Origin of the sequence: Paenibacillus sp. H1-7 (genome assembly GCF_022354825.1) — a bacterium.
Lineage (GTDB): Bacteria > Bacillota > Bacilli > Paenibacillales > NBRC-103111 > Paenibacillus_S.
This window is the reverse complement of the sequence record NZ_CP031168.1, coordinates 1,641,286-1,666,730: the sequence shown is the minus strand read 5'-3', so window position 1 is coordinate 1,666,730 and position 25,445 is coordinate 1,641,286. Positions and strand designations below refer to the sequence as shown.

Here is a 25,445-nt window from a genome sequence, read left to right as displayed (position 1 = left end):
TGCTATATCCAAAGGAGACAACAATCATGAGCACATCGGAGAACAAACCGACCCAAGCCGATTGGCTGCAGTCGGTCCGCTGGAATTCTGCGGACAACCAACTGGATCTTCTGGATCAGCGCCTGCTGCCGGACCAAATCGTCTACCTCGAGCTTACCACCTCGGAGCAGGTTTGGGACGCCATTAAGCAAATGGCGGTACGCGGGGCGCCGGCGATCGGCATCTCGGCGGCCTATGGGGTGTACCTCGGCATCCGCCACGTGAGCGGAGGCCTCGAGCAGCTGCTTGCCGAAACGGTCAAGCAGTGCGATTATCTCGCGACGTCGCGCCCGACGGCGGTCAATTTGTTCTGGGCGCTGGACCGGATGAAGCAGCGCGCCCAGGATCTCGCTTCCTCGGCTGTCGAGCCGGAAGCGATGAAGCAGGCGCTCCTGGATGAAGCGAAGCTCATCCAGAGCGAGGATGAAGAGACGTGCCGCCTCATCGGCGAGCACGCGCTGACCTTGTTCGAGGACGGCATGGGCGTCCTCACGCACTGTAACGCGGGCGGCCTGGCCACCGCCCGCTACGGCACGGCGACAGCGCCGATGTACTTGGCGCAGGAGCGCGGCATACACCTTAAGGTGTATGCCGATGAGACGCGCCCGGTGCTGCAGGGCGCGCGGTTGACGGCGCTGGAGCTGCAGCAGGCCGGCGTCGACGTGACGCTGATCTGCGACAACATGGCCGGCGCGATCATGAGCAAGGGCTGGGTGCAGGCCGTCATCGTCGGTACGGACCGCGTCTCCGCGAACGGCGACGTCGCCAACAAGATCGGCACCTACAGCGTCGCTGTGCTGGCCAAAGCGCACGGCATTCCTTTCTACGTCGCCTGCCCGATCTCCACAATCGACCTGAACACGCCTACGGGAGCGGATATTCCGATCGAGGAGCGGCATGAAGACGAGATTACGCAAGGCTTCGGCAAACGGACGGCTCCGCAAGGAGTCAAGGTGTACAACCCGGCTTTCGACGTGACGCCTAACGAGTACGTGACGGCAATCATAACGGAGAAAGGCATCGTACGGGCGCCTTTTAAGGAAAATTTGCAGAAGCTGTTCGCTGAGCAATGAGAAAAACACTCCTATCGGAGTACTTTGAGGATGAGCGACCTTAAGTTTTGCTTTAGCAAAACTCGCTTCGTAAGCATGGCAAGTTTTATCGCCGATAGGAAAGATCTTCGGTACGCTTTATCGCTTTACCGAGCTTAAACTTTCCTATGTAGTAAAAACGAACAACCTGATTCTCTTCTCCAACAGGAGAGTCAGGTTTTCTATTTTTGCACTCCATGAATGAAATACGGGCACATTCGCCCGTTTTTTCCTTTATTGGTTCATGTATGCGCTTTCTTCGCTATTTTTAACAATTAATCTTGTTTTAAGCTTGGATTCACACTTCTTTCACAAACCGTTGCTAAAGTGAATAAAACAGCAAGCATACGCTGAACCGTATGAAAGGAGAAGTAAGAAATGGCTTTACTGAGCAGCAAAAAATGGATAGCCGTCATTATCGGACTAGCTTTGGCCGGAGGCGGCACCTACTATTACTTGTCCAAAGAGACAAAAAAGCCCGCGGCTGCCGCCCAGGAAAAGGTATCGGAAATTAAAAAAGGAGCCATTACCTCTTCCGTATCAGGTACGTCACAGTTTGAAGCGCGGGATGTGCAAAATATTATTGCCCCAGTTGATGGAACGATCCGTACGATGAATTTGACAAGAAACCAGCAGGTCAAAAAAGGCGACGTTTTGTTCGAAATGTCCGACCTTAGCCTGGAAGCCAACCTGCAGGAGGCTCAGGTGAATTTGCAGCAGCTGGAAAAGGATCTATCGGATCTGCAGGAGCAAACGAATCATCTTAAAGTTTATGCACCGATCAGCGGTACGCTGACTTTGCCTACCAATACCGATGTCGGCTCCAATATTAGCAAGAACGGACGAGTCGGTACGATCTCCGATCTTTCCTCGATGACGACCAAGCTTCCTTTCCTGCTGGAGGATGCGGTTCAGCTCAAGACAGGTGACCAGATCGATCTGGCCGTAGACGGATTTAACTTGACCAAAACCGCTGTCGTGCAGTCCATCGGCCAACAGCCTAAAGGAGATTCCTCAGGCTCGAAGCTGCTGGATGTCGAAGTAACCGTGAAAAACGACGGTACGCTGAACACAGGGATGAAAGTAAAGGGCAGCGTCGTTCTCGGAGGAAGAACAGCTCAATCGTACGACAAAGGGACATTGGACTTCATCAAGGTTGAGAACGTGTTATCGGGAGCAAGCGGCGTTGTCAGGGAACTCCCTGTCAAAACGGGAAATTACATAAACAAAGGCGATCTCCTCCTCTCGATTACTAACGATTCGCTGCAAAACGATATTTTGAACAAGCAAGCGGCCATCGAAAGACAAAAAATCAATATTAACGATCTTCAGGATAAGCTGAAGCAGCTGACCGTTACCGCTCCGTTCGACGGCGTCTTCTCTACCGATTTCGCCAATAAGAGAACGAATGTGCTGGCAAGCTACCCGGCCGGCTCCAAGATCGAAGGCCAAACACAGCTTGGCGCCGTAGCCAGCCTCGACTATATGCAGCTGCCTATCCAGGTCGATGAGCTTGACTTGACCAATGTCAAGGTCGGCATGAAGGCAACGGTCAAAGTAGACTCGATTTCGAACAAAGTATACCAAGGCGAGGTTAATCAGGTGTCCACCGTCGGTACGACTACGAACGGCGTTACGTTCTTCGATGTCGGCATCTCGGTCAAAAACGACGGACAGCTTCGCAACGGGATGACGGCTACCGCCGAAATCATCATTCAGGATAAAAAAGACATCGTGCTCCTTCCTATCGAAGCGCTGCAGCAGCAGCAAGGCAAACGGTACGTGACGCTGGTCAACCCGGACGGAACGAAGGAAGAGAAGCATGAGATCAAGATCGGCATTCGCAACAAAACCTTTATCGAAGTTACCGAAGGCTTGAAGGAAGGCGACAAGGTCTCGGTACCTGTCCGCAGATCCCAGCAAAACGGAACCCAAGCCGACATCGACCGGATTCGCCAGCAATTCCAAAATGGCGGAGGTGCAGGTGGCGGCGCAGGCGGCGGTATGATCATAATGCCAAGCGGCGGCGGGGGCGGAGGCTTCCAAGGCGGTGGCGGAGGTGCCGGCGGCGGCGGTAACCGCTAGAGGCTGTTGCGGAAAGGAGGACCCGGAATGAAACCCATCATCGACTTACAACAAATTTGCAAAGAATACGAGCGAGGGGTAGAGAAGCTGCGTATTTTGAACGATATTTCGCTGACCGTGACCACCGGCGATTTTGTCGCTATCGTCGGGCCGAGCGGCTCGGGCAAATCGACCCTGATGAATACCATCGGCCTGCTGGACGTTCCCACGTCCGGCACCTATTTGCTGGATGGAGTAGCTACCGAGAAAATGAGCGACAACCAGTTGGCTGAATTTCGCAATAAAAAGATCGGATTTATATTTCAGCAGTTCAACCTGCTTCCAAGATTAAACGCGCTGGAAAACGTCGAGCTGCCAATGATTTATGCCGGCGTCAGCAAAAAAGCGCGCAGAGAAAAAGCACAGGAAATGCTGGAGCTGCTCGGTATGGGCCAGCGCGGGCATCACAAGCCGAGCGAGCTGTCAGGCGGTCAGCAGCAGCGGGTCGCCATCGCAAGAGCTCTATCGCTCTCCCCGTCGCTGCTTCTCGCCGATGAGCCGACCGGAGCGCTCGATTCGAGAACGGGCAATGAAGTGCTAGAGCTCATGATCAAGCTGAACGATCAAGGGAACACCATCGTGCTGATTACCCATGACAATCACATTGCGGAAAATGCCCGCCGTGTCATTTCGGTTCGTGACGGCATCATCGTCAAAGACGAGAGGCTGCGACCTCTGCTCCAGGAACCGCCGAAGCTGCAGCCAGCCGAGGTGACCGTATGAAGCTGTATGAACTGTTACTCATGGCGATGCGTACCGTCGTCAACAATCCGATGCGTACGATGCTTACCATGCTCGGCGTCATCATCGGCGTCAGCTCGGTCGTCACGCTGGTCGCTATCGGTCAGGGCACATCCGCCCAGATCGAGAAGCAGTACGAGAGTCTCGGTACGAACCTGCTCGTCGTCAACACGCTGGGCAATGGCCGTGCCACCCAGCTCGACTATAAAGAATTGATGGAGCTGGAGCTGCTCCCCGAGATAGAGACAATCGCTCCGACGATGGTCAAGAGCGGCTCCAATATCAAATACGACCGGCGCCAGGAGAAATATACCGTCGTCGGCACGAACGCGAATTATTTGCCGCTAATGAAGGGCGAGATGAATGCCGGCCGCTTCATATCCGATCCGGATATGGAATTCCGCAATCCCGTAGCCGTCCTTGGCAGCACGGTCGCGACAGACTATTTCGGCTCGCTCGATCCGATCGGCGAAGACATTAATATCGACGGCGTCGTATTTACCATCATCGGCGTCATCAAGGAGAAAGGCTCCAATCTGGGCGGAGGCATCTCTCTCGACAACTCGGTCTTTGTACCGCTCGAGACCGCTCGCAGAGCGTTCAAGCTCGGCAACATCCGCACCACCTATATGGAGGCGCCGACGAAGGAACAGCTGTCCCAGGCTCAGGCGACGATGAAGCAATATTTGACCTACAAATTCAAGAGCGAATCCGGCTTTACGATTTCAAACCAGGATGAGCTGATGAAAGCAAGAGTCGAGGCTTCCAGCTCTCTGACGAACCAGCTGATTAGCGTTGCCTGCATCTCCTTGCTAGTCGGGGGCATCGGGATCATGAACATCATGCTCGTCACGGTCAGCGAAAGAACGAGAGAAATCGGCATACGCAAATCGATCGGAGCCAAACGGAGGAACATTCTCATGCAGTTCCTTATTGAAGCCACCGTCATTAGCGGTCTTGGCGGAATCATTGGCCTTTTGCTCGGATGCGGCTTGGCGCTGGCATGGCCTTACTTCAATCCGAAGCAGCCGACCGTCCTGTCGCTGGAAGTAGGCGTGTACTCGTTTTTATTCTCCGTCGGCGTCGGCATGATCTTCGGCCTGTATCCGGCTAACAAAGCTTCCAAGCTCCGGCCTATCGACGCTCTTCGCACCGATTAACCAACAACGAAATAGGAGGAGATCCTTTTTGAACTCGTGGAAATTATCGAAACACAACAATAGAAAAACAAAAAAGGCGTCGCTGCTCGCAACGCTCGCCGTATGCACCACGCTTCTCGTTCATGCGCCGCTCGCATCCGCCGGACAGCCTGGCATCTTCGTAGCCGCCGATACTTACTTTACGCTCGACAACGCTGTGTTTACCGCAGGATCGGCTTCCTCCGCCCTGCAGTTTACGCTGAAAATGCATAACGGCAGCAGCGGCTCCGTTGACTTCAACGGCTATGGCGTACAAGTTGTGGACGGGCAAGGAAACAGCTTCCCGGCCAAATTAACAAGCAAGCAAAGCGCACGCGTCGATGCGGGGAAAGACCAGTCCTTCAGCTTCATCGCGCAGACGGCTGCCGGCCTGTCGGCATCGGACCTGAAGGTCCGCCTATTCTCATGGGACTCAGGCGCCCCTTCCTTTATGCAAACGATCGGGGACCTGCCGGTTTCCACCGCCGTATCCGGAGGGCTTGACCCTTCCAAGCTGATGCTTCTCTCCATGAAGGACGTGGATTCGGATTACAGTCAGGACGCTTTCGTCGCCATGCGTCTCGGCCAAAGCTACAAAGTGACGCAGAACGGCACGACCTATCTATATACGGATTTATACGTAAGAAATACGGGCTCATCGAATTTCCAGATTCCTTCCAGCCTGTTATTCCGCCTGAAGGGTACGGATTCGATGACCTATAGCGGAGCCTTGGTGAGCGGCTCCCAGGAGACGCTGCTGCCGAATAAGCTGACGAAGCTGAAGATCCGTACGGCGGTTCCGAGCAATGCTGAATCGGAGTCTATGACTCTCGAAGCCTACTATTCCAACAGCGCTGAAGAACGTGTGCTGGGCAGCGTGCCTTTGTCCGGAATGACGGCGGCTGTACCGCTCGGCTCGGAGCAGCCGTATTCGATGTACGGCACGGACAACGGGCTGAAGCTCAATGCAGCCAAAGCGATTGCCGTCAAGCAAACGGACGGCACGATGATCCAGACTACCGTCAATGTTCGTAATGACGGCTCGGCGATCTTAGCTATTCCTGATCTGGATGCGGCGTATCAAATAGGCGACGAAAGCCTGGGAGCGGCTGTGCAGGATTTGTCCGTCGCAAGCGGCTACATCTCTCCCGGCCAGACCGCTGCCTATACGTATTCCGTCGTCATTCCGGAAGGAATCGATCCGAACTCGGTGAAGCTTGCGCTGATGGAAGCGAGCGGTTCATCCGGCTCGGGATCCAGCTCAGGCTCCAGCTCCGGTTCAAGCAATTCCAACAATTCCGGTAGCTCGAGCAACTCGAATAGCTCCAACAGCTCCAACAGTAATGCATCCGGAGCATCGGGCTCTTCCAGCAATACGAGCGGCTCCAATACATCCGCTAACAGCAGCACGACGGGGAGCAGCAATACTACCAGCACCAATAAGACAAGCAGTACCGTTAGCGTAAGCAGCTATCCGGTCATGATGGTGGAGCTGAAGGGCATTCAGCAATCCGTCAGCGCCTCTCAGCAGGCAAGCCCTTATACTCTGGGTTCCCCTTTTACGCTATCGTCTAACGGCTTGATTGACAAGAATCTGGAAATCTCGTTGGTCGAGCTGCATATGCACGAAAACGAGGATCTCGGATATAAAACGGCCATCGGCAAATATAAAATTACGAACCGCGGTTCCGGAACGCTCGCCATGCCGAATATCGGCACCGAGCTGGTGAACAGCAGCGGGCAGTCCTTTGCGGGAGTCAAGCAAACGTCCACCGCAACGACGATTATGCCGAATACCAGCTACATCGTAAGCTATTCTTATTTGCTGCCTACGAACGAAACCGGAGCCAACCTCGCTCTGAACGTTATCGATCCGAAGTCGGCGGCGCCGAACAAACTGACGATCGGATCGTACCAGGTTGCCGTGCAGAATGAATCGTCCGATAAAGTGATCAGCTTCTATCCGTTCGAAGTTACGTTCCATGCCTTCAGCATAGCGACAATGTACAAATCCGGCTATGTCTATGAGCTGAACCTGGATCTGGAAGTGAACCGCAAAGAGACGGTCGTCGTGGACCAAAACTTCTCGAAAATGGAGTTCGAGCTGGTAGATTCGCTAGGACGTGTGCTCGGATCCCAGTCCATGACCTTCACCGGAACGAGCAAGCTTATTACCGGCAGCCAAAAGGTTACTTTCTCGGATATCAAGACCGAGCAGTTCGATAACAACATGGTGATCAACGTATACGAAACCATCGAGACAGCGAATGGGCCTGCCAAACGACTGGTGAAGCAATTGACGGATAAACCTAGTTAATTTACTATGCAAAACGAAAAAACCACCTTATCAAGGAACAGCGCACTGCTTTTATGGCAGTAGCGCCTTTCCTCGGAAGGTGGTTCTTTTATTAGGTAAGGTTTTAAGGCTTCAAGTCGATCAAAACCGTTTTAATTTCGTACGGCTTGATATGGAGCTTGATGGTCGGCTCACCGGACGGCTCCGTTATCGGACGCTCCATCAGATCGCACTCCTCCCAGCTCACAATCGGATAGGCGCTAGTCAGCTCGACTGTTCCCCGCTGCCCGCCGTATTCGTGGAACCGGAGCACAATCCGCTCCTCATCCTCCGCCTTCTTCACCGCGTCAACTTGCACATAGCCGCCTTCGATCCGGAATAATGAATCGAGCGCTTCCGTGCTTCCGATACTGACGTTTAACGGGGCATTTAAGTCCCATGCCTCCTGCACCGTACCCCCATCAAGCCAATCCCCTGTGTGCGGAAGCAGCGAGTATGTAAACTCGTGAAGCCCTTGATCCGCCTGCGGATCGGGCACCATGGCCGATTTCAGCAGCGTCAGGCGCATTTGGTTGTCCTTGATGTCATAGCCGTACTTGCAATCGTTCATCAGACTGACTCCGTATCCGCGCTCCGACAAGTCGGCCCACTGATGACCGACAACCTCGAAGCGCGCGTAATCCCAGCTCGTATTCCAGTGAGTAGGCCGTTTCACATTGCCGAATTGAATATCGTAGGTTGCTTCCGTTGAACGTACCTCTACCGGGAACGCGGCTTTCAGCAGCTTGCGCTGCTCGTGCCAATCTACGGTCGTATGAAAGTCAATGCGCCGGGAGTTTGCGTACACGATCATGTCCTGCCGCACCTGGGATGCTTTATATCCCCATACAAACCGCACTACGGCGCGAATCGCACCGGTTTCTACCACCTCAACCGATCGCAGCTCACGGATTTCCTCCATTTTCTCCTGATAAAAAATATCGATATCCCAAGCCTCGTGACGGCCTTTCGGCTTATCTTCGAACACCTGCAACATGTTGCCGCAAGCTCCCTCCGCCAACACTTCGCGCCCCGCCGACACATCCCAAATCGACGTCAGCTGCCCGTCCCCGTTCCAGTGCAGCTTGTAATACGGCGTTTCGATCCCGCTGCCGTTATCCAGCTTCCGGAACGATCTAACTGGCTCCGGCACGGCATGGGCATCGCCTTGACTCACGAACCGGATAGCCGCATTCCCCAAGGAAGGCACGCCGGCTGCCCGAACCCACCATCCGGAACCGGAACCATCGCGTTGACTCGCAATCGCTTGACCGTCCCCGTCTTCCCAGCTTCCTTGCTGCACGTTTCCGGGCAGATCCATATCGCTCACATATACGAGACTGTCCCGCTGCCAGCCTGCGCTGTTCCAGACCGTGTATACTCCCGGCTCCGGCTCCGCCGCCGGTGCCCCGGTCAACGCTTTTTCAGCCTGATGCCATGCTCTTTGCAATAACCGTTCCGCTTCCTCATATTCGAGTCTTGAATCCTCATACACTTGGTGAATCGAGGAGCCGGGAATAATATCATGGAACTGGTTGCGCAGGATGATTTTCCAGGATTCCTCCAGCTCCATATTGGCAACGACAGACCAGTCCGCCCGCTGAATGCCGCCCCACACTCCCATCCATTCCGCTTCACGGGCAAGCAGCTCCAGCTTGCGGTTCATTCGTTTATTGTAAGCTTGGCTCGTGTAAGTGCCTCTGTGAAGCTCCAAATACAGCTCCCCGTCCCATGTATGCACATATTCCTTGGATTCGGCCACCGTCTGCTGCAGCTGGACAAAATAGTCGTCGACACGTCCTGTCGTTACATGAGGGACGCCCGGCAGCTCGTTCAGCCTTCTGCGCAGCTCCAGCATGTCACGATTGACGCCGCCTCCGCCGTCGCCATACCCGTAGGACAGGAGAAGCTCGCGATTCAACGACTTGTCGCGATACGACTCCCAAATGCCTGCCACCGATCGGGCGGATACGTCGCCGTTATAAGTGTACAGCCATCCCCCTGCCGTATCGGGCGTTGTAATAAAATGCGTCAAAATCTCCGTGCCGTCAATGCCTCTCCAACGGAACGTGTCATGAGGCATCCGGTTGTACTGATTCCAGCTTATTTTGGTCGTCATGAACGTATCGATGCCCGACTTGCGCAAAATTTGCGGTAGCGCCCAGCTGTAGCCGAAGACGTCCGGCAGCCATAAGTAGGTGCATTCCACACCGAATTCCGCCCGCAAAAAACGGGTGCCGTACAAGAGCTGCCGTACAAGCGACTCTCCCGAGGTCAAGTTGCAGTCCGCCTCGAGCCACATCCCGCCGCCCGCTTCCCAGCGGCCTTCCTGTACACGTTTCTTAATCTGCTCATAGATTTGGGGATAGTCCGTTTTGATATAGTCGTATAGCTGCGGCATTGTCTGCAAAAAGATATAATCCGGAAACCGCTCCATCAAGCGCAGCACGGTCGAAAAGGAGCGGGCCGCTTTTTCCCTCGTATGCTTGAGCCTCCAGAGCCAGGCTACGTCAATATGCGTGTGCCCGATGCAGCGGACCGTTACCGGATGATACTTCGGCAGTACCGCAACGGAGGCACGCAGGAAAGCGGAAGCGGACGCTAACGATGCATAGAACGGCTCCGATCCCGGTGCGGACCAATCGATCAGCAGGAACGCTTCGTTAACGGCAGACAGCAGCATCGCGCGTTCGGCTGCGTGCTCATTCAGCAGTTGAACGATGTCCAAAGCGGCACGGGCTGTATAGTACAAATCGTCAGCATCCGCGTCCAGCCAGCACAGCTCCGCCCGCTTCAGCTGGTGCTCCTGCACCGCGCCCGATCGATACCCGCCCATGCCGGACCATAGCCGGAAGCATAGCTGGACGGTTCTCCCGATGATTCCCTTATCAAGAAACACTTCCTGATGGTTCGTATCTACACCTTGGTACGGCTTGCCGTCGACGTACAACAAGGATTCGAAGCCGGAATTGTTGCCCCCTCCGGTCTTCCCGAAGTCAAACCGGCCTACGGGCTGGCGGCCGCTCCATTCCACAGGAACCGCCGCTTCAGCCGCGAGCCATACATAGCGGTCGCTTCCTTCCCAGCGGTCCCCAAGGCGCATCGTTCCCGCTGCTTCATTCAATGACAAAGGCATCACAGGCTGTTCTCCAACCGTCCCTGTGGGATCCTCCAAGCTTTCAAACACGGGAATCCGCACTTTATCCCTATATCTAAACTCCGCCAGCTCCTGCAAACGTGCGGCCAGCTTCTCCAACGTAAATAACATCGTCGCAATCCCCCTTTTATAACACGTGTTATAATCACTGAAAAAAAATTATTATTTTCCTCTTAAACGTTTGCTTCCGAACTGTCCGAATTACTCCCGACGCTTTCTCTTTCTGCGAATTGGGCGGTAACCCAAATTCCGTTCTTGTCCTGCACCGGCCTTCGTCCGTCGATAGATTCCAGCAGCCGGGCCGCCGCCAGCTCCCCCATCTCGCGGTAAGGAACCTCCATCGACGTGATTGCCGGAAACATATGCTGGTTGATCCTCTCCGTATTGTCGCAAGCCATGACATGCAGCTGACGTCCTACCCCGATGCCCTCCAGCTGAGCGGCACGGCTTACATATACCGCACCACGCGACCAGTTCGTCAATACAGCTGCAGAGCCGAGCCGTCGTTCCTTGACCCATTGCCGCCAAAAGTCCGCCCGCTCGTTCCAGGAGCCGTCGATTTCGGAAAGTACTTGAGGCTGCAGCCCGTGCGATGTCATCCACGCCACGTAAGCTTGTCTTCTTTGGCGATCGCCATAGCCGAGCGGCGTCCCGTGATGGAGCTCCAAATAGACGGGGGCAAGCCCGGTCCGGCTCCACATATAATCCAGCGCGCGACGGACGCTTTCTTCGTAATCCATCAGTACCGAAGGAATGTCCGTCTCGTCGGGATACCCTTCTACGGAGATATAAGGCAGCCGATATTCCCGCACGGCCTTCACCCATTCCTCATTGACCAAATGGGGCCGATCCAGCGCCACAATCCCATCAATACGACGCTGCAAAAACAAGTCCAGCATCCCTTCGATCCGCTGCCCGGGCGCGGTCCCTGACGGGTACAGCAGCACGTGATAGCCATGTGCGGCGCACGCCGCCTGCATTCCTTCCAGCACCTGCAAAAACATCGGATTCGTCACATTCCCATAAGCCGCGAGACAGTAGCTGCGGCCGGTCTTCATTCCCCGAGCCTGCGCGTCGACCTGGTAATTTAATTCCCGGATCGCATCCAATACCGCCTGCCGCTTCTCCTCGCTAACCCCGATACCCGGCGTTCCGTTCAGTACCGCAGAAACGACGCTTCGCGATACTCCGGCGAGCTTGGCGACGTCGAAGCTGGTTACTCTTTTTGCCATATCCATCCACCTCTAGGAACAACATAACACGTGTTATAAGCAGATGCAATAATAACTTTGCGGGATGCTAATATTGTTAGCAACATTATCCATACTAGAGAGGAGATCTTAACATCATTTGAAGGAGCTGCTCTCAATTGCAACGTTTCAAGACGGCTGCAGGACTTCTGCAGGTTATCAGCCTGCTTCTTTTGGCCGGTTCAGGAATGTGCGCTGTTTCCCTGCCGATAGCTGGAGCCTTTCCGCCGCCCGCTGATCTCCGCATGACGGGAATAGAGCCGTTATCCGCCTCCGGAGGCAGTACGACCGTTTTGCAAACGGAGCAGAACGACGTAACGGGAGACGGACTTGCCGATACGATCACATTGATCGGATCCAGGCATGATGCTGACAGCCGTTATTATCATCGTCTGACAATCCGGATATTGCGCGGTGGTGCCGAATCTGAATCCGCCCTCACCTCCATCATGACGGAAGGAGGCTATGATCCGCGGTTTCTGCTCGCAGATTTCAATGCCGACAAAGTGAACGACCTCTTTGTGAGCACAGTGAGCATGGATCGGACAGCTGCGTCTGTCTCACTATATTCCTTAAGCAGCGGGTTACCGGTTCGTCTGCCGCTCCCATCTCCATTGAACGTCACCGGCTCGCTCAAGGATACGTACAAATTGCAGCTGACGATCAGAGATACGATGCAATCGTATATGCTCGATATTCAGCAGCACAAGGCTCGTTACAATGCAGCGGGCTTTTACCGGAACGGCAGGCTGCTAAAGCCTAAAAGCATTGTCGCAGGATCATATAGCGAGCTTATGCCCATGGACGTTGATAACGATGGAGCCTTCGAGCTGCACGGCATCCAAAGCATCGGAGGCATCTCTCCGGACGATACCGTCGCAAGCGCCGTCTCCTTGTGGAAGTGGCGGTACCATCAATGGACGCTGATGAAGGCGGATATTACGAATTCCTCCCAAGAAAAAACCCAGGCGCCTTCGTAAAGGCTGCCTGGGTTTTGGCATCATCTATTTACACCAGCATCGTATGCTTGAACTGCTGCATGGCTACGTAGTAGCGTAATTTGTTAAGATCTCCGGACGAAATGCTGTGAATTTCCGCACCGTAGCGGATTGTCTTCTCTAGAATGTGGGCATAGCGCACAATAAGCTTGGGATAAATGCATTCTTCGTCGCAAATGATCATGCTGTTATAAACGTGGTGCATTTTAATGGAAAAATCATTCACCTCAAACCCAATACCAAACCGGCTGACATCGGAAATCCGTACGGCGGAAATTTTAAAATCGTCCGTAATCGTTCCATAGGTGTTGAGCTTAAAATTCGTGAACGTAGCACTCTCCTCGACAAGCCATTCCTCCGCCTTGCTGCCTGAGCTTGCCTTTATATGGAATAGCTCCGAATCCGAAGGAGCAAGTATTACCTTCGATTGGAAGTTATGCAAAACTCGCATCGTTTGGCGCCGTTTAAAATCAAAGCACAAAACCGAATCACCGTCCGGAAGATGAGGCTCCTCCATTACGGTTACTTCCATCAGTTCCGGCTGATCATAGCCTACTTGCCCGTGGTATACTTTGCCTTTGTGCAATAATTGAATGTCTTTCATAAAAATCACCTCGTTTGCTGATCATAGTTCTACTATAGGAGATAAACTTTTAGAAAGTTTGAGGCAAATATTAGGAGACTATTAGATTTTATGTCCAAATAAGTCGAACCATGTCGATTGTGTCGATTCGTTGTCAAACCTATTAACCGTATATTGGGAAATAAAAACAAGCCCTTCGACAATCGAAGGACTTGCTATTGTTTTTTAGTAAGCATCCTTACTATTAATGCTCCATATGATCTTCCGGCTGCGCCGCTTTGACTGTCAGGCCGCCGTCTACCATCAGCAAATGACCGTTGATCTGCATAGCTTCGTCGGAAGCCAGAAAGACCACCGCGTCGCCGATTTGGCGGGCTGTGCCAAGGCGTTTCATCGGATTCGCTTCGATCTCCTTGGCGCGAATGCCCGGATCGGCCAGGAAGTCCGTGCACATGTCGGTATCCACTGTGCTTGGCCCTACCGCGTTGACGTTGATGTTATATTTGCCAAGCTCGATGGCCATCCCTTTGGTCAGCATGTTGGCTGCCGCTTTGGACGATTGATAGTGCGGAATGACCGGACTGGTAACGACAAGACTTGCCGTTGACAATACGTTGATGATTTTACCGTAACGCTTCGGAATCATTTTCATCGCAGCCAGCTGGGAGGCGACGAAAATCGACTTCACGTTCGTATTGAAAGTTCGGTCCCATGTTTCTTCCGTCACTTTCATAAATGGCTCGAACGGAGCAATTCCAGCATTGTTGACCAAAATTTCCACGTCCCCGAGCTGCTCCTCGACTTGCTTGAACATTGCTTCCACTTGCGCTTTGTTTCCAACGTCGGCTTGAACGGTGATCGCTTTGCAGCCCAGAGCTTCGACCTGCTCCTTCACCTTCTCCGCCAGCTCCTTGGAACGGTCGGAAGTGTAATTTACCGCTACATGAGCGCCTTCTTCCGCAAGACGAATCGCAATTGCTTCTCCGATCCCGCGGCTTGCGCCTGTTACCAGGGCAACCTTGCCTTGTAGTCTAGCCATCTGTGAATCCTCCTGCTGCTATAAACGCTTGCGCTTACGATATTTGTCTTACAGGCTCGGTCCGATCCGGTTAATACTGAATTCGGTATGTCCCAGCACTTCCGCTTTGGTCAGCTTGCCGTTTGCAACTTCTTGAATTTCCTGCCAAATTTTGTCGCCCGCGTCTTCGAGGCTCAAAGTACCTTCGAGCATGTCGCTGACATCCACGTCCATATTGTCGCTCATGCGCTCGAACATCCGTTTGTTGCCGGTAATTTTGATAACCGGAATAACTGCGGAGCCCGTAGGCGTACCGCGGCCGGTTGTGAAGCATACGAGATGAGCACCGCCTGCTGCCATACCGGATACGCATTCAATGTCGTTACCAGGGGAGTCCATGAAGTACAAGCCGTGCTTAGGCAGCTGCTCCGCATACTCGACGATGCCTTGGATCGGAGCGTTACCGCATTTGCTGATACAGCCAAGCGATTTCTCCTCGATCGTCGTCAAGCCGCCTGCGATGTTGCCCGGGCTAGGGTTTCCTCCACGCATGTCGGCGCCCATCCGTTCAACCTCTTTCTCGAAGCGGTCAACGATATGGTACAGCTGCTTTTCCGTTTCAGGCGTTGCGCAGCGGGATGCCAATACATGCTCGGCCCCGATAATTTCCGTAGTTTCGCCGATAACGACGCCGCCGCCTTGTTGAATGAGCGTATCGGCAGCCGCACCGAGAGCCGGGTTGGAAGCCAAGCCGGACGTCGCGTCGGAACCGCCGCATTTTACACCGATGATCAGCTCGTTGAAAGGAATCGGCTCTGGTGTCATGGCATCGAGTTCGGCGCGCATTTTTCTAGCCAGCTCGGCACCGTATTGAATCGCTTTTACGGAACCGCCGACCGATTGAATGTCGAATACTTCGACCGGCTTGCCTGTAGGGCGAATAGCGTCGGCCAATTCGTTAGGGTCGATAACCTCGCAGCCCAAGCTGATAATAATAACTCCGCCTACGTTAGGGTTTTTACCCGTACCTGCCAAAACTTCGAACGTACGCTCTTTATCCGCGCCGATCTGGCTGCATCCGTGCTGATGCGGGATGGCCACCGTGTCCGGCACCATTTGGTTAATACGGCTGCACACCTGGTTGGCGCAAATAACGGTTGGAATAATGAGCAAATGATTGCGGATTCCAACATCGCCGTTCGGTCTTCTATATCCCATCATGTGATCCATGATTATATCCTCCCTTAAGTTGACGCTTATGCTTTTACCGCTTGATCGCCGCGGCCGCGGATGCCTTCTACATTGTGAACGTGCACATGCTGGCCTGCTTTGATCTCGGATGTTGTACGTCCGATAACTTCACCGTATTTGCGAATATCCGTACCTTCCGGAACGGTTACAATCGCGATTTTATGGCCGAATGGAACATTGTCGAGCAGCTCGACTTCCTGAACCTGATCTTGAACGCGATACGTAATTTTCTGACCTTGCTGTAAATCCTTGATTGCCGTTGCTACATGATCCCGGGCATCCATAACCAATGCGTCGGCACCTGCTTCGATTTGATGTGCTGCCATTCTCCTAGACCTCCTAAAAGTAATGCATGAGCGAAGCTCACTTGCTGTATAAAACGTTCCATTGAACCTCATCCTCCGGCCGGCTGGGGAGCGGCTTTTTGTAAGCCACAAGCTTGTACGCCTTCTCCCCTCTAACCCGGTACCGGTCGGTTCCAATATCTTAACGAGCGTGGTCCAGCTTCCGGCTTCCGGTTAAGCCTGCTCCGCTACCATTTTGTTCGTCAAGGAGCCCAGCTTCTCGATCTCGATCGTTACAACGTCGCCGTCCTTCAAATACACTTGCTTGTCCTCAGGCAAACCGAGCACAACGCCTTCCGGTGTACCTGTCAAAATAATGTCGCCAGGAACCAGCGTCATGTGCTGGGAAATGTAGCTTACGATCTCGTCGCAATGGAAAATCATGTCCGCCGTGTTGGAGTTTTGGCGTACTTCTCCGTTCACGATGCAGCGGATGGACAAATCGTTCGGGTTGCCGACTTCATCAGCTGTAACCAGGTAAGGTCCGAGCGGGCTGAAGCCGTCGCAGCTCTTGCCGAGCAGCCATTGCTGCGTGCGCATCTGCAGATCGCGTGCGGACAAGTCATTCACGTTGCAATAGCCGAATACGTGATCCAAAGCATTCTCCTTGGAAACGTATTTCGCGGTTTTACCGATAACGATAACAAGCTCCGCTTCGTAATCGACCTTGCTCGATACTTTCACCGGCAAAGGAACGTCCGCACGGTGGCCCGTCAGCGTATTGTTGAATTTGTTGAAAAGAATCGGATATTGCGGAATCGGAGCGTTCGTTTCTTCCGCATGCTTGCGGTAGTTCAGCCCCACGCAAATGATTTTGTTAGGGTGGGTAACGGCAGGTCCGAGATTCAGATCGGATTCGTTCAAAATGTATCCGGATGCGCCGCCCGCAGCAGCAATCGCCTGGTCGACATAAGCTTGAAGCGCGGCTACGGATGCTGCTCCGCCTTCGATCACCTCATGTACATTTTGCGGCACGGATTGACCGGCAGCAGCAGGAACAGCCTGCAGCGCAGCGGCAATATGTACTACGCCTTGTTCGGTTTTTACGCCAAGCTTTTGCTGGCCGTTTTCGATAAAAGTAAGAAGCTTCATGAGTTCATACCTCCAATTAAAATTGTTGGATTTTATTGCGGATTGCTAAGACCGGCGGACGTTAACCGGCCCTAATCGAAAGTCTTCTTTTATATTAGGCGTTCTTGCCGAATACAACGCCGCCATCGATATAGAGCGGGGAGCCCATCATAAACTTCGAATCGTCGGATGCCAGGAACAATGCCGCTTTCGCAACGTCCTCCGGTCTGCCGAGGTCGCCGCTCAGCTGGCGCGTTTTCAGCGAAGCGTAGGCTTCTTCCTGGTTCGTGTACGATTTTTTCAAGTAATCCTCTACGAACGGCGTCAAAATTGTGCCCGGAAGCAATGCGTTCACGCGGATTTGGTAAGGAGCGTAGTCGACTTGCATCGATTTGGTCAAAGAAAGGACGGCGCCTTTCGTAGCGGAATACGATGCGCGGCGTGCGAGACCGATTTCGGCGATGCAGGAGGACATGTTGATAATCGAACCGTTGCGGCGCTCCATCATGTGAGGAAGCACATATTTACAAGGCAGGAACACGCCGCGGATGTTGATGTTGATAACGCGGTCCCAAGCGTCGGGCTCCACTTCGTGGATGGCGCCTACGCCGCTGACTCCTGCGTTATTGAACAGTACGTCGATGCGGCCGTAAGCGGCGATCGCTTGATCGACCATGGCTTTTACGGAATCCGGATTCGTTACATCCGCTTGAAGGAACATAGCGTTACCGCCGGCTTGCTTGATTTCCTCCACCGTTTCCTGGCCTTTCTCCTCAAGCAAATCATTGACGATAACCGTCGCTCCTTCTTTCGCGAACAACAAAGCGGAGCTTTTGCCGATACCCGAACCGGAACCGGTAATCAATGTCACCTTATCTTGCAATCTCATTGCCTACACACCCTTCTAAAATGTTTAATTACAAGTGCCTTGGGACAGCCTCGCGGCCAAAGCGCAAATTTCCTTCTGCGCCTGACTTCGCTTTTGCTCCCATTCATGCTGGAACATCGAGCAGCTGATTGCCGCCACGGTGTTCCCCTGGGCGTCCAGCACAGGAGCGGCTACGCAGCAAAAGCCCATCACCGCTTCCTGCAAATCGCAGGCGAAGCCCTCCGCACGAATTTGAGTCAGCTGCCCTAGCAGCTCGTCTCTCGATTTGATTGTATGCTGGGTCAATCCGTTGTGAAGCTGCTCGTCGGGATACATGGCTTTCACCTTGTCAGAATCAAGCGCCGCGAGCATTACCTTGCCAAGCGCCGTTGCGTGAGCAGGAAGCTTCATCCCGGGCTCGGAGGCCAGTCTTACCGGAGAAGGCATCTCCTCCTTGGCCAAATAGAGCACATCGCTTTGCTCGAGTCTCGCCAGCTGAATCGTCTCTTGAATCGTATGCTTCGTAATCGATGCTTCCTTGCGGAACCGGTCGATCAAGCTGAACTGCTTAAAGTATACGTTTCCGAGAAAGCCGAGCTTCGAGCCGAGCGAGTACGTGCCTTCCGCTTCGCGGACGACCCATTCCAGCGCTTCGAGCGTATTCAGCAGCGAAAACATGGAGCTCTTGTTAATACCCGACAGCTTCGACAAATCCATCAGCTTCAGCTTGGAAGGCTGCCCGGAAATCGCTTGAAGAATAACGTCCGCCTTCTCTAAGGCGGGTACCCAATATTTCTTGTCCATGCGTCCTCCTGGCGGGTCCAAAAACCAAAACTAGCGGTGCTAGTCTAGCATTGCCTCTATGAAATAGTACGATCTGCAACGACCTCTGCAGTAAATTATCGAATGTATTGTCGTTGCGGTTTAGTATACAAAACCACAGTTTTGTATATTTGACAACTTCATCGTACAACGCGTCAACGTATATGTCAACGGAATTTTAAGCCGGATCACGGCGATGCGGTGGAGCGCGCGGGAAGCCTGATGTGGCGCAGGTTTGTGGCGTTAGAGCTGGCTGAAGGCGGGGCTGTATCGCGGCGGGTTATGGGTGGAGCTGATGTGCGGAGTCGTGCCGCTGTAGACCGGATTTTCCGCGTTACAGCTGTGGCTCAGGCACGATGCTGCTTCTCCGAGACTCTGTAACGCGGTTTTTCCTTGTTACAGTCGGGCTTGAGGCGTGCGACTGCCGCTGTAGAGCGGATTTTCCGCGTTACAGCTAAGGCTGAGGCACAATTCTGCTATGCCGGGCTTCTGTAACACTGTTTTTCCGTCTTACAGCTGGGCTTGGGGCGTGCGACCGCCGCTATAAAGCGGTTTTTCCGCGTTACAGCTGTGGCTCAGGCACGATTATGCTATGCCGGGCTTCTGTAACGCGGCTTTTGCATCTTACAGCTGGGCTTGGGGCGTGCGATGGCTACTGTAAAGCGGATTTTCCGCGTTACAGCTGTGTCTCAGGCACGATACTGCTTCTCCGAGACTCTGTAACGCGGTTTTTCCTTGTTACAGTCGGGCTTGAGGCGTGCGACTGCCGCTGTAGAGCGGATTTTCCGGATTACAGCTAAGGCTGAGGCACGATGCTGCTATGCCGGGCTTCTGTAACGCGGTTTTTCCGTCTTGCAGCTGGGCTTGAGGCGTGCGACCGCCGCTGTAAAGCGGTTTTTCCGCATTACAGCTAAGGCTCAGGCACGATGCTGCTTCTCCGAGACTATGTAACGCGGTTTTTCCGTGTTACAGTCGGGTTTGGGGCGCTCGACCGCCACTGTAAAGCGGTTTTTCTGCGTTACAGCGATGGCTCAGGCACGACGCTGCTTCTTTTCTGTAACGCGGTTTTTCCGTGTTACAGTCGGGCTTGAGGCGCTCGACCGTCACTGTAAAGCGGATTTTCCGCGTTACAGCGGTGGCTCAGGCACGATGCTGCTTCTCCGAGACTCTGTAACACGGTTTTTCCGTCTTACAGCTGGGCTCGAGGCGTGCGACCGCCGCTGTAAAGCGGTTTTTCCGCGTTACAGCCTAACAAGAGAACAGCCTCAACGAAACGAAACGATACGCCTACTGCAAGCCTTAGCCAATTTCTTGCGGGCCGCTATACCGCCCCCGAATAAAGCGAAAAGCAGAGCATGCTCCCATCCACTGGAGCGGCTCTGCTTTGATATTACTTAATAATCACGGCATATACCTTGCCCGGTCCGTGAATACCGATCGTAAGATCGTTCTCGATGTCCGCGCTTCGGCTAGGACCCGTGATCAAATTCAAGGACGACGCATAATGGCTTCCGTCCGACTTGCCTTGCGTGATGCTGCTGAAGCCTTCGCCCATCCGCGTCACCAGCTGATCCGCGCGGAACACCGCGAACAGGATATCGGTCAGCAGGCTGACCGAGCGTCCGCGCTGCGGCGAGCATTGCAGCATAAGCGTGCTCGTGTTGGCGACGGCGTAGTCCGGCCAAATGATGCCGAGCTGGCAGCGCTCCGTGCGCTTCAGCAGCTCGCTGCGTTTGGCCCAGTTGGAGCTGGCGTCGGCCGCAGTCTCTCCGTCTGCAGCGTCGGTCGCTTTCCACGGCACGACTTCGACGCCCGCTTCAGCCAACACCTCGTCAAGGCCGAGGCCGATCAGGCCGTCGTGCTCCCAGCGCGATACATGCGTCACGCCCAGCTCCGCGGCTACTTCCTTAAGCCAGGCCCCGATGCTCTCCTTGGCCTCGGCTTCCTCCACTACCAGAACCTTTCCCGTTAAGGCGGTCCAGTTCTGGATGAACAGCTCGATTTTCTCGTCGGTGGTTCGCTCGATTTGTTTATAGAAATCCGGTGCGCCGCGGAACGGCCGCTCCGGAGGGGTGCTTGAAGGCGCTTGGCGTCCCAGCCGGGACGAAATGTTGGCGATGAACGCGTCGCGGCCGTGAATTTGTCCTGGATTAATGCTCATGCGGCTTACCTCCCTTATTCACCGGCGCATCCGGCGCTTTGGCGATGACCGGCGCCGATTTCAGCTCCTGCTGCAGCGCTTCCCAGCGGTCGCGGAACGACTGCTTCGGCTTCATCGGGAAGAAGCGCGACTGCGTCCAGCCGGACATCGGTCCCGGCCCTTTCTTGATGAAGCCTTTGCTGATAAAAGGCTTCTGCATATAATAGGCGGATTTCGTCGCCATTTTGTACAACGTCACGCTCCCGAACGCCGTCTGGAACGACTTGAAGGCAACGCGCTCGGCCAGCGGGGTCAAGCCCATCTTGACCTTGCGGGCGCGCAGCTGCACAAGCATATCGTGCAGCGGAATCTTCACCGGGCATGCCTCATAGCATGCCCCGCACAGGCTGGAAGCGTAGGCCAGCTGGCCCGCTTCCTTCATGTCCTGCTGCAGCAGCGGCGTCAATACGGCCCCGATGGGGCCGCTGTATACGCTGCCGTAGGTGTGTCCGCCGACGTGACGGTACACGGGGCATGCGTTCAAACAGGCTGCACATCGGATGCAGTGCAGCACCTCCTGGAACACCGGATCGCCGAGCTGCGCCGAGCGTCCGTTGTCCAGGACGATCAGATGGAGCTCCTCCGGTCCGTCGAGCTCGCCCTCGCGGCGCGGTCCCGTAATCATCGACGTGTACGTCGTCAGCTTCTGACCGGTCGCGCTGCGCGCCAGCAGGTTCAGTACGACCTCCAGGTCGTCGTACGTAGGCACCAGCCGTTCCATCCCCATGATGACAACGTGAGATTTTGGAATCGTGCTCACCATACGGCCGTTTCCTTCATTAGATACCAGCGTGATCGCACCGGACTCCGCAACGCCGAAGTTACATCCGGTCAGGCCGATGTCCGCCTCCAGGAAATAATTGCGCAGCCGCTGTTTGGCATAGCCGGCCAGTATTTTCGTTTCCGGCGGAAATTGCTCGCCGGATTCGTTGTTGAACAGCTCGGCGATCTGCTGCTTGTTTTTATGAATCGCTGGAATGATCAAGTGAGACGGCGTTTCTTTCGCCAATTGAAGAATATATTCTCCCAAATCGGTCTCGATCGCTTCGATGCCGCGTTCCTCCAAATGATGATTCAGATGGATTTCCTCGGACACCATCGATTTCCCTTTGGCCACAAGCTTCGCCTTGCGCTGCTCCGCCAAATCCATAAAGACTTTGACGGCTTCGTCCGCCGTACGGCAAAAATAGACGTGCCCGCCCGCTTTGGACACATTATCGGTAAACTGGGTCAAATAATAATCCAGATTATCAACGACATGCTTGCGGATCTGCTTGCCGCGCTCGCGCCATTCTTCCCATTGGCCGAAGTCGTCCATCGCCTTCAGCTTGGCGGTTTTCAGCTTATCCGTCGTAAAAGCGACCGCTTTGCGCAGAAATTCGTCGGCCAGCGCTTCTTCCGTTCTTTTCTTCAGCCCCGTACCGATCAATTGCTTCTCATCGACCTGATTCACCGTTCTTCACTCCTTCCTCCAGCAGCTGCGCCAAATGCATTACGCGAACCGGCTTGTTCTCTTTGTTCAGACGGCCGCCGATATTCATCAAGCAGCCCATATCAGAACCGACGAGCACGCTGGCTCCGGTTGAGCATACGTGGCCTGCCTTCTCGCATACCATTGCTTCGGACATATCCGCCATTTTGACCGCAAACGTACCGCCGAAGCCGCAGCAATCTTCTTTTTTCGGAAGATCGATGTACTCCAGCCCCTTGACTCCCGTCAGCAGCTTGTTCGGCTCATCCTTCACGCCGAGAAACCGCGTCGCATGGCAAGATGCGTGATAAGTAACCTTTTCGTTAAATACCGCTCCCAAATCCGTTACGCCGAGAACATTCACAAGAAATTGCGAAAACTCGTACGTTTTAGCGATCAGCTCTTCCGCCTTGCGCTTCCATTCGGGTTCGCTCTCGAACAATTGAGGATAATAGTGGTGAACCATCCCTGTACAGGAGCCGGACGGCGAAACGACATAATCGCTATGTTCAAAAGCACGGATCAAGCCGCGTGCCACTTCCCTTGCCTCATCCTGATAGCCGCTGTTGAAGGCAGGCTGCCCACAGCATACTTGCGCATCCGGAAAATCTACCTCACAGCCGTACCGGTGCAGCAATCTGACAACGCTTTCCCCCACCTCGGGATAAAGCTGGTCGGCCAAACAAGTAATAAATAAAGAGACTCGCATAGGGTTCCCTTCCTTTATTCATAAAGTAATAGTTATGTTATCAGGTTATCAGATAAGTTGATTTTTGAAAAGGATTATTTGTCGAATGGCAGCAAATCCAGTGCATGTTTCCATCCTTTAGCAGCAGCCTTGAGAGGAAGTGATGATCTTGGCGGAGATCAGCAATAATCCGGGTGAAGTCCTTGCCGGGACACATCCGCCCTACGGCTCCATTGAGCAAAAATTTAGAAAAAGCCGATGCTTTATACACAAATCTAAAGCAGCTGTGTGGGGCTGCCTTTTGTAGTATGAAAGCGAATATAAATGGAGTATCGTTGCTGCCAATGACATCGGCCAGCAGTCAAGCGGAATCCCCCTCTTTTGCTCTGCTTGGCCCCAAGTGACTATTCGCATCCATCAATCATTCCTGCCTCATCTAGCCCCGGCCCGCCGCAATTCGGCTTCAATATGACTATCCCCTTTAAGCTGCGCCCAGGCAAGAGGTGTCGACCACGGTGCGCCCGACTTATTCGGATCGGCGCCGCGCTCGAGGAGCATTGCAACCATCTCCTTGTGTCCCCAGCGGGCTGCGAAACCAAGCGGAGTAGAACGATACTCCTCGTCGACGGAATTCATAGCAGCACCATAATCAAGGAGCAAGCTCGCCTTCTCCACATCCCCCTCCTGCGCCATATCGTGCAGAAGAGTAACATGCTGCCAATTCATGTGATTCGGATTCATGCCATGGTGCAGAAGAAAGGCAGCGATTTCGTAGTGCTTGAAATAATAGTACCGTCCCCACTTCGTAACGTCAGGAACACGTGCGCCATAACGGATTAACAGCGCGAGCATCTCTCGTTTGCCATCGCGCGCCGGTCCACATAGTATGCCCTCTCCCCAAAAAGCGCTTGCTTGCCGCAGCAGCTCTGGGTTCGCTGCAATTATCTGTTCAACCTCTTCCAGCTTGTTATCTTCCACTAAGGTATGGAAGTGATCCAAATCGCTGGTTGTATCTACTGCGCCATATTCAAGAAGAAGGCGTGCTAGCTCGGGATCTTTACGCGCCTGGAACAACACGCTGCCGCTCGATTCCGGCGCAGTATTCGGGTTCGCATCATATTCAAGCAGCAGCTTCACCATTTCATGCTGCCGCTGATACACCGCGTTCCAAAGAGCCTGTCCGAGAGGTGCGCCCTCTTCCGGCAAGCTCGGGTTCGCACCGTGCTCGAGCAGCAGCTTAACCATCTCGAAGTCATTACGCCGTGCAGCAGCCGAAATGGGCCGTCGATGTGAAGAGTCCTCAAAATTAGCCGAATTCGGGTCGCGCCGAAGCGCCTCTCGTACATAGTGGTCATCACCAAGCGCTGCAGCAAGATAGATGTTGTATTCTGCCCCTCTTGCTAGCAGCATACCGGCAAGAACGCCTGCTAGCGGCGCTGGCTTGCTGCCTCGGTCCACAACACAGTTAATGGGGCGTATACCGTCGGAACGCATCGCATCCGGGGCTGCACCGGCATCGAGCAGGACCTTCATGATCTCCGGATGACCACCCCTTACAGCCTGATGAAGAGCCGTTTCGCCGGTTTCGTTGCTGACAAAAGCCAGTTGGGGATTGCGTGACAAATCAAATCGAATCCTATCGGCATCGCCTTTTCGAGCGGCCTCCAAAAATTCGGAAAGGCCTTCCATGACAGGAAACCGCTTAGACAGGGTGTTTAATAAAATATTTGCAATCTCATGATATCCGCGATCCTGTGCCATTGTAAGAAGCGAGTCTTGAAACGGATAAGTACGATAGGCAGGATCAGCTCCTTGTTCCAGCAAGTAACGGACAATGTCCAGATGGCCTTCACGAACCGCGAAGTGGATTGGCGGAGTGTAGTTGTATTCGCAGTGGTTCAATTCGGGCCGATGCGAAGCGAGTCTCTTCACTCGTTCCAAATCCCCGTCCCGGCTTGCACTGAGCATGTCCCAAACATCATCGTCCTTCAATTCTCCAGGTCTTAACAACGTCATCCGCTCCCCTTTCGGATTCTATGTATCCTACATCTTTTCGAGTATGGTGTTAAACGGTATCAACGAGAAGTACATCAATAGCTAACAAGGTCACTAACTTCAAATCACCTGTAGGGGCTTCTGCGAATGGCTAGAAAGCTGTCTTTATACTATTCGTGAAGGGAATAAGCTATCCTTTCTGTCGCTCGGATCAGCACAGA

At 53.8% G+C, this 25,445-nt stretch carries 19 protein-coding genes; 6 read left to right on the top strand and 13 right to left on the bottom strand.

The features are described 5' to 3' along the window. Positions 1-26 precede the first annotated feature (26 nt). The 5 genes from mtnA (at position 27) to DVH26_RS07465 (ending at position 7,490) form a co-directional block, all read left to right on the top strand. The gene (gene mtnA / locus DVH26_RS07485) at positions 27-1,112 is read left to right on the top strand and encodes an S-methyl-5-thioribose-1-phosphate isomerase (RefSeq protein WP_239632811.1); all 1,086 of its coding nucleotides are present in this window, start codon (positions 27-29) and stop codon (positions 1,110-1,112) included. A gap of 396 nt (positions 1,113-1,508) precedes the next feature. Then, the gene (locus tag DVH26_RS07480; protein WP_239632808.1) at positions 1,509-3,215 is read left to right on the top strand and encodes an efflux RND transporter periplasmic adaptor subunit; all 1,707 of its coding nucleotides are present in this window, start codon (positions 1,509-1,511) and stop codon (positions 3,213-3,215) included. A 27-nt stretch (positions 3,216-3,242) separates the two neighbouring features. Next, positions 3,243-3,977, top strand: a complete 735-nt coding sequence (locus DVH26_RS07475; protein WP_275590458.1) for an ABC transporter ATP-binding protein — start codon at positions 3,243-3,245, stop codon at positions 3,975-3,977. Continuing rightward, positions 3,974-5,155: an ABC transporter permease gene (locus DVH26_RS07470; protein WP_239632806.1), complete on the top strand. Its 1,182-nt coding sequence runs from the start codon at positions 3,974-3,976 to the stop codon at positions 5,153-5,155. Before DVH26_RS07475 ends, DVH26_RS07470 begins: the two co-directional genes overlap by 4 nt. Before the next feature lie 28 nt (positions 5,156-5,183). Continuing rightward, positions 5,184-7,490 (top strand): hypothetical protein, encoded by a 2,307-nt coding sequence (locus DVH26_RS07465; RefSeq protein ID WP_239632804.1) that lies wholly within the window; start codon positions 5,184-5,186, stop codon positions 7,488-7,490. Positions 7,491-7,593: 103 nt separating this feature from the next. Here the strand turns inward: DVH26_RS07465 and DVH26_RS07460 are convergent, their stop codons facing one another. Together DVH26_RS07460 and DVH26_RS07455 are read right to left on the bottom strand one after the other, a co-directional pair. Then, positions 7,594-10,776 (bottom strand): alpha-mannosidase, encoded by a 3,183-nt coding sequence (locus DVH26_RS07460; protein WP_239632802.1) that lies wholly within the window; start codon positions 10,774-10,776, stop codon positions 7,594-7,596. Positions 10,777-10,838: 62 nt separating this feature from the next. After that, positions 10,839-11,897, bottom strand: coding sequence for a LacI family DNA-binding transcriptional regulator (locus tag DVH26_RS07455; RefSeq protein ID WP_239632800.1), 1,059 nt, complete (start codon positions 11,895-11,897; stop codon positions 10,839-10,841). A gap of 137 nt (positions 11,898-12,034) precedes the next feature. Between DVH26_RS07455 and DVH26_RS07450 the strand changes: the two genes are divergently transcribed. Continuing rightward, the gene (locus DVH26_RS07450) at positions 12,035-12,895 is read left to right on the top strand and encodes a hypothetical protein (RefSeq protein WP_239632798.1); all 861 of its coding nucleotides are present in this window, start codon (positions 12,035-12,037) and stop codon (positions 12,893-12,895) included. A 28-nt stretch (positions 12,896-12,923) separates the two neighbouring features. Here DVH26_RS07450 and DVH26_RS07445 read toward each other — a convergent pair whose 3' ends face one another. From DVH26_RS07445 to DVH26_RS07395, 11 genes are all read right to left on the bottom strand, one after another. Beyond that, the gene (locus DVH26_RS07445; protein ID WP_239632795.1) at positions 12,924-13,517 is read right to left on the bottom strand and encodes a hypothetical protein; all 594 of its coding nucleotides are present in this window, start codon (positions 13,515-13,517) and stop codon (positions 12,924-12,926) included. Between the two features lie 223 nt (positions 13,518-13,740). Continuing rightward, complete coding sequence (locus DVH26_RS07440; protein ID WP_239632793.1) at positions 13,741-14,535, bottom strand: SDR family NAD(P)-dependent oxidoreductase; 795 nt, start codon at positions 14,533-14,535, stop codon at positions 13,741-13,743. A 48-nt stretch (positions 14,536-14,583) separates the two neighbouring features. Continuing rightward, complete coding sequence (locus DVH26_RS07435) at positions 14,584-15,744, bottom strand: UxaA family hydrolase (RefSeq protein ID WP_239632791.1); 1,161 nt, start codon at positions 15,742-15,744, stop codon at positions 14,584-14,586. 26 nt (positions 15,745-15,770) lie between these two features. Beyond that, positions 15,771-16,091: a UxaA family hydrolase gene (locus DVH26_RS07430; RefSeq protein ID WP_239632789.1), complete on the bottom strand. Its 321-nt coding sequence runs from the start codon at positions 16,089-16,091 to the stop codon at positions 15,771-15,773. A 192-nt stretch (positions 16,092-16,283) separates the two neighbouring features. After that, the gene (locus DVH26_RS07425) at positions 16,284-17,201 is read right to left on the bottom strand and encodes a fumarylacetoacetate hydrolase family protein (protein ID WP_239632788.1); all 918 of its coding nucleotides are present in this window, start codon (positions 17,199-17,201) and stop codon (positions 16,284-16,286) included. A 94-nt stretch (positions 17,202-17,295) separates the two neighbouring features. After that, positions 17,296-18,069 (bottom strand): SDR family NAD(P)-dependent oxidoreductase, encoded by a 774-nt coding sequence (locus tag DVH26_RS07420; RefSeq protein ID WP_239632786.1) that lies wholly within the window; start codon positions 18,067-18,069, stop codon positions 17,296-17,298. Positions 18,070-18,093: 24 nt separating this feature from the next. Continuing rightward, complete coding sequence (locus tag DVH26_RS07415; protein ID WP_239632784.1) at positions 18,094-18,852, bottom strand: IclR family transcriptional regulator; 759 nt, start codon at positions 18,850-18,852, stop codon at positions 18,094-18,096. A 1,408-nt stretch (positions 18,853-20,260) separates the two neighbouring features. Further along, positions 20,261-21,031, bottom strand: a complete 771-nt coding sequence (locus DVH26_RS07410) for a LutC/YkgG family protein (RefSeq protein WP_239632781.1) — start codon at positions 21,029-21,031, stop codon at positions 20,261-20,263. Beyond that, positions 21,021-22,523, bottom strand: a complete 1,503-nt coding sequence (locus DVH26_RS07405) for a LutB/LldF family L-lactate oxidation iron-sulfur protein (protein ID WP_239632779.1) — start codon at positions 22,521-22,523, stop codon at positions 21,021-21,023. The genes DVH26_RS07410 and DVH26_RS07405 overlap by 11 nt, the downstream gene beginning before the upstream one ends. Next, a complete protein-coding gene (locus DVH26_RS07400; RefSeq protein ID WP_239632777.1) occupies positions 22,507-23,250 on the bottom strand; it encodes a (Fe-S)-binding protein in 744 nt (247 codons plus the stop codon). The genes DVH26_RS07405 and DVH26_RS07400 overlap by 17 nt, the downstream gene beginning before the upstream one ends. Before the next feature lie 411 nt (positions 23,251-23,661). Then, positions 23,662-25,245, bottom strand: coding sequence for an ankyrin repeat domain-containing protein (locus DVH26_RS07395; protein ID WP_239632775.1), 1,584 nt, complete (start codon positions 25,243-25,245; stop codon positions 23,662-23,664). Between the last annotated feature and the right edge of the window lie 200 nt (positions 25,246-25,445).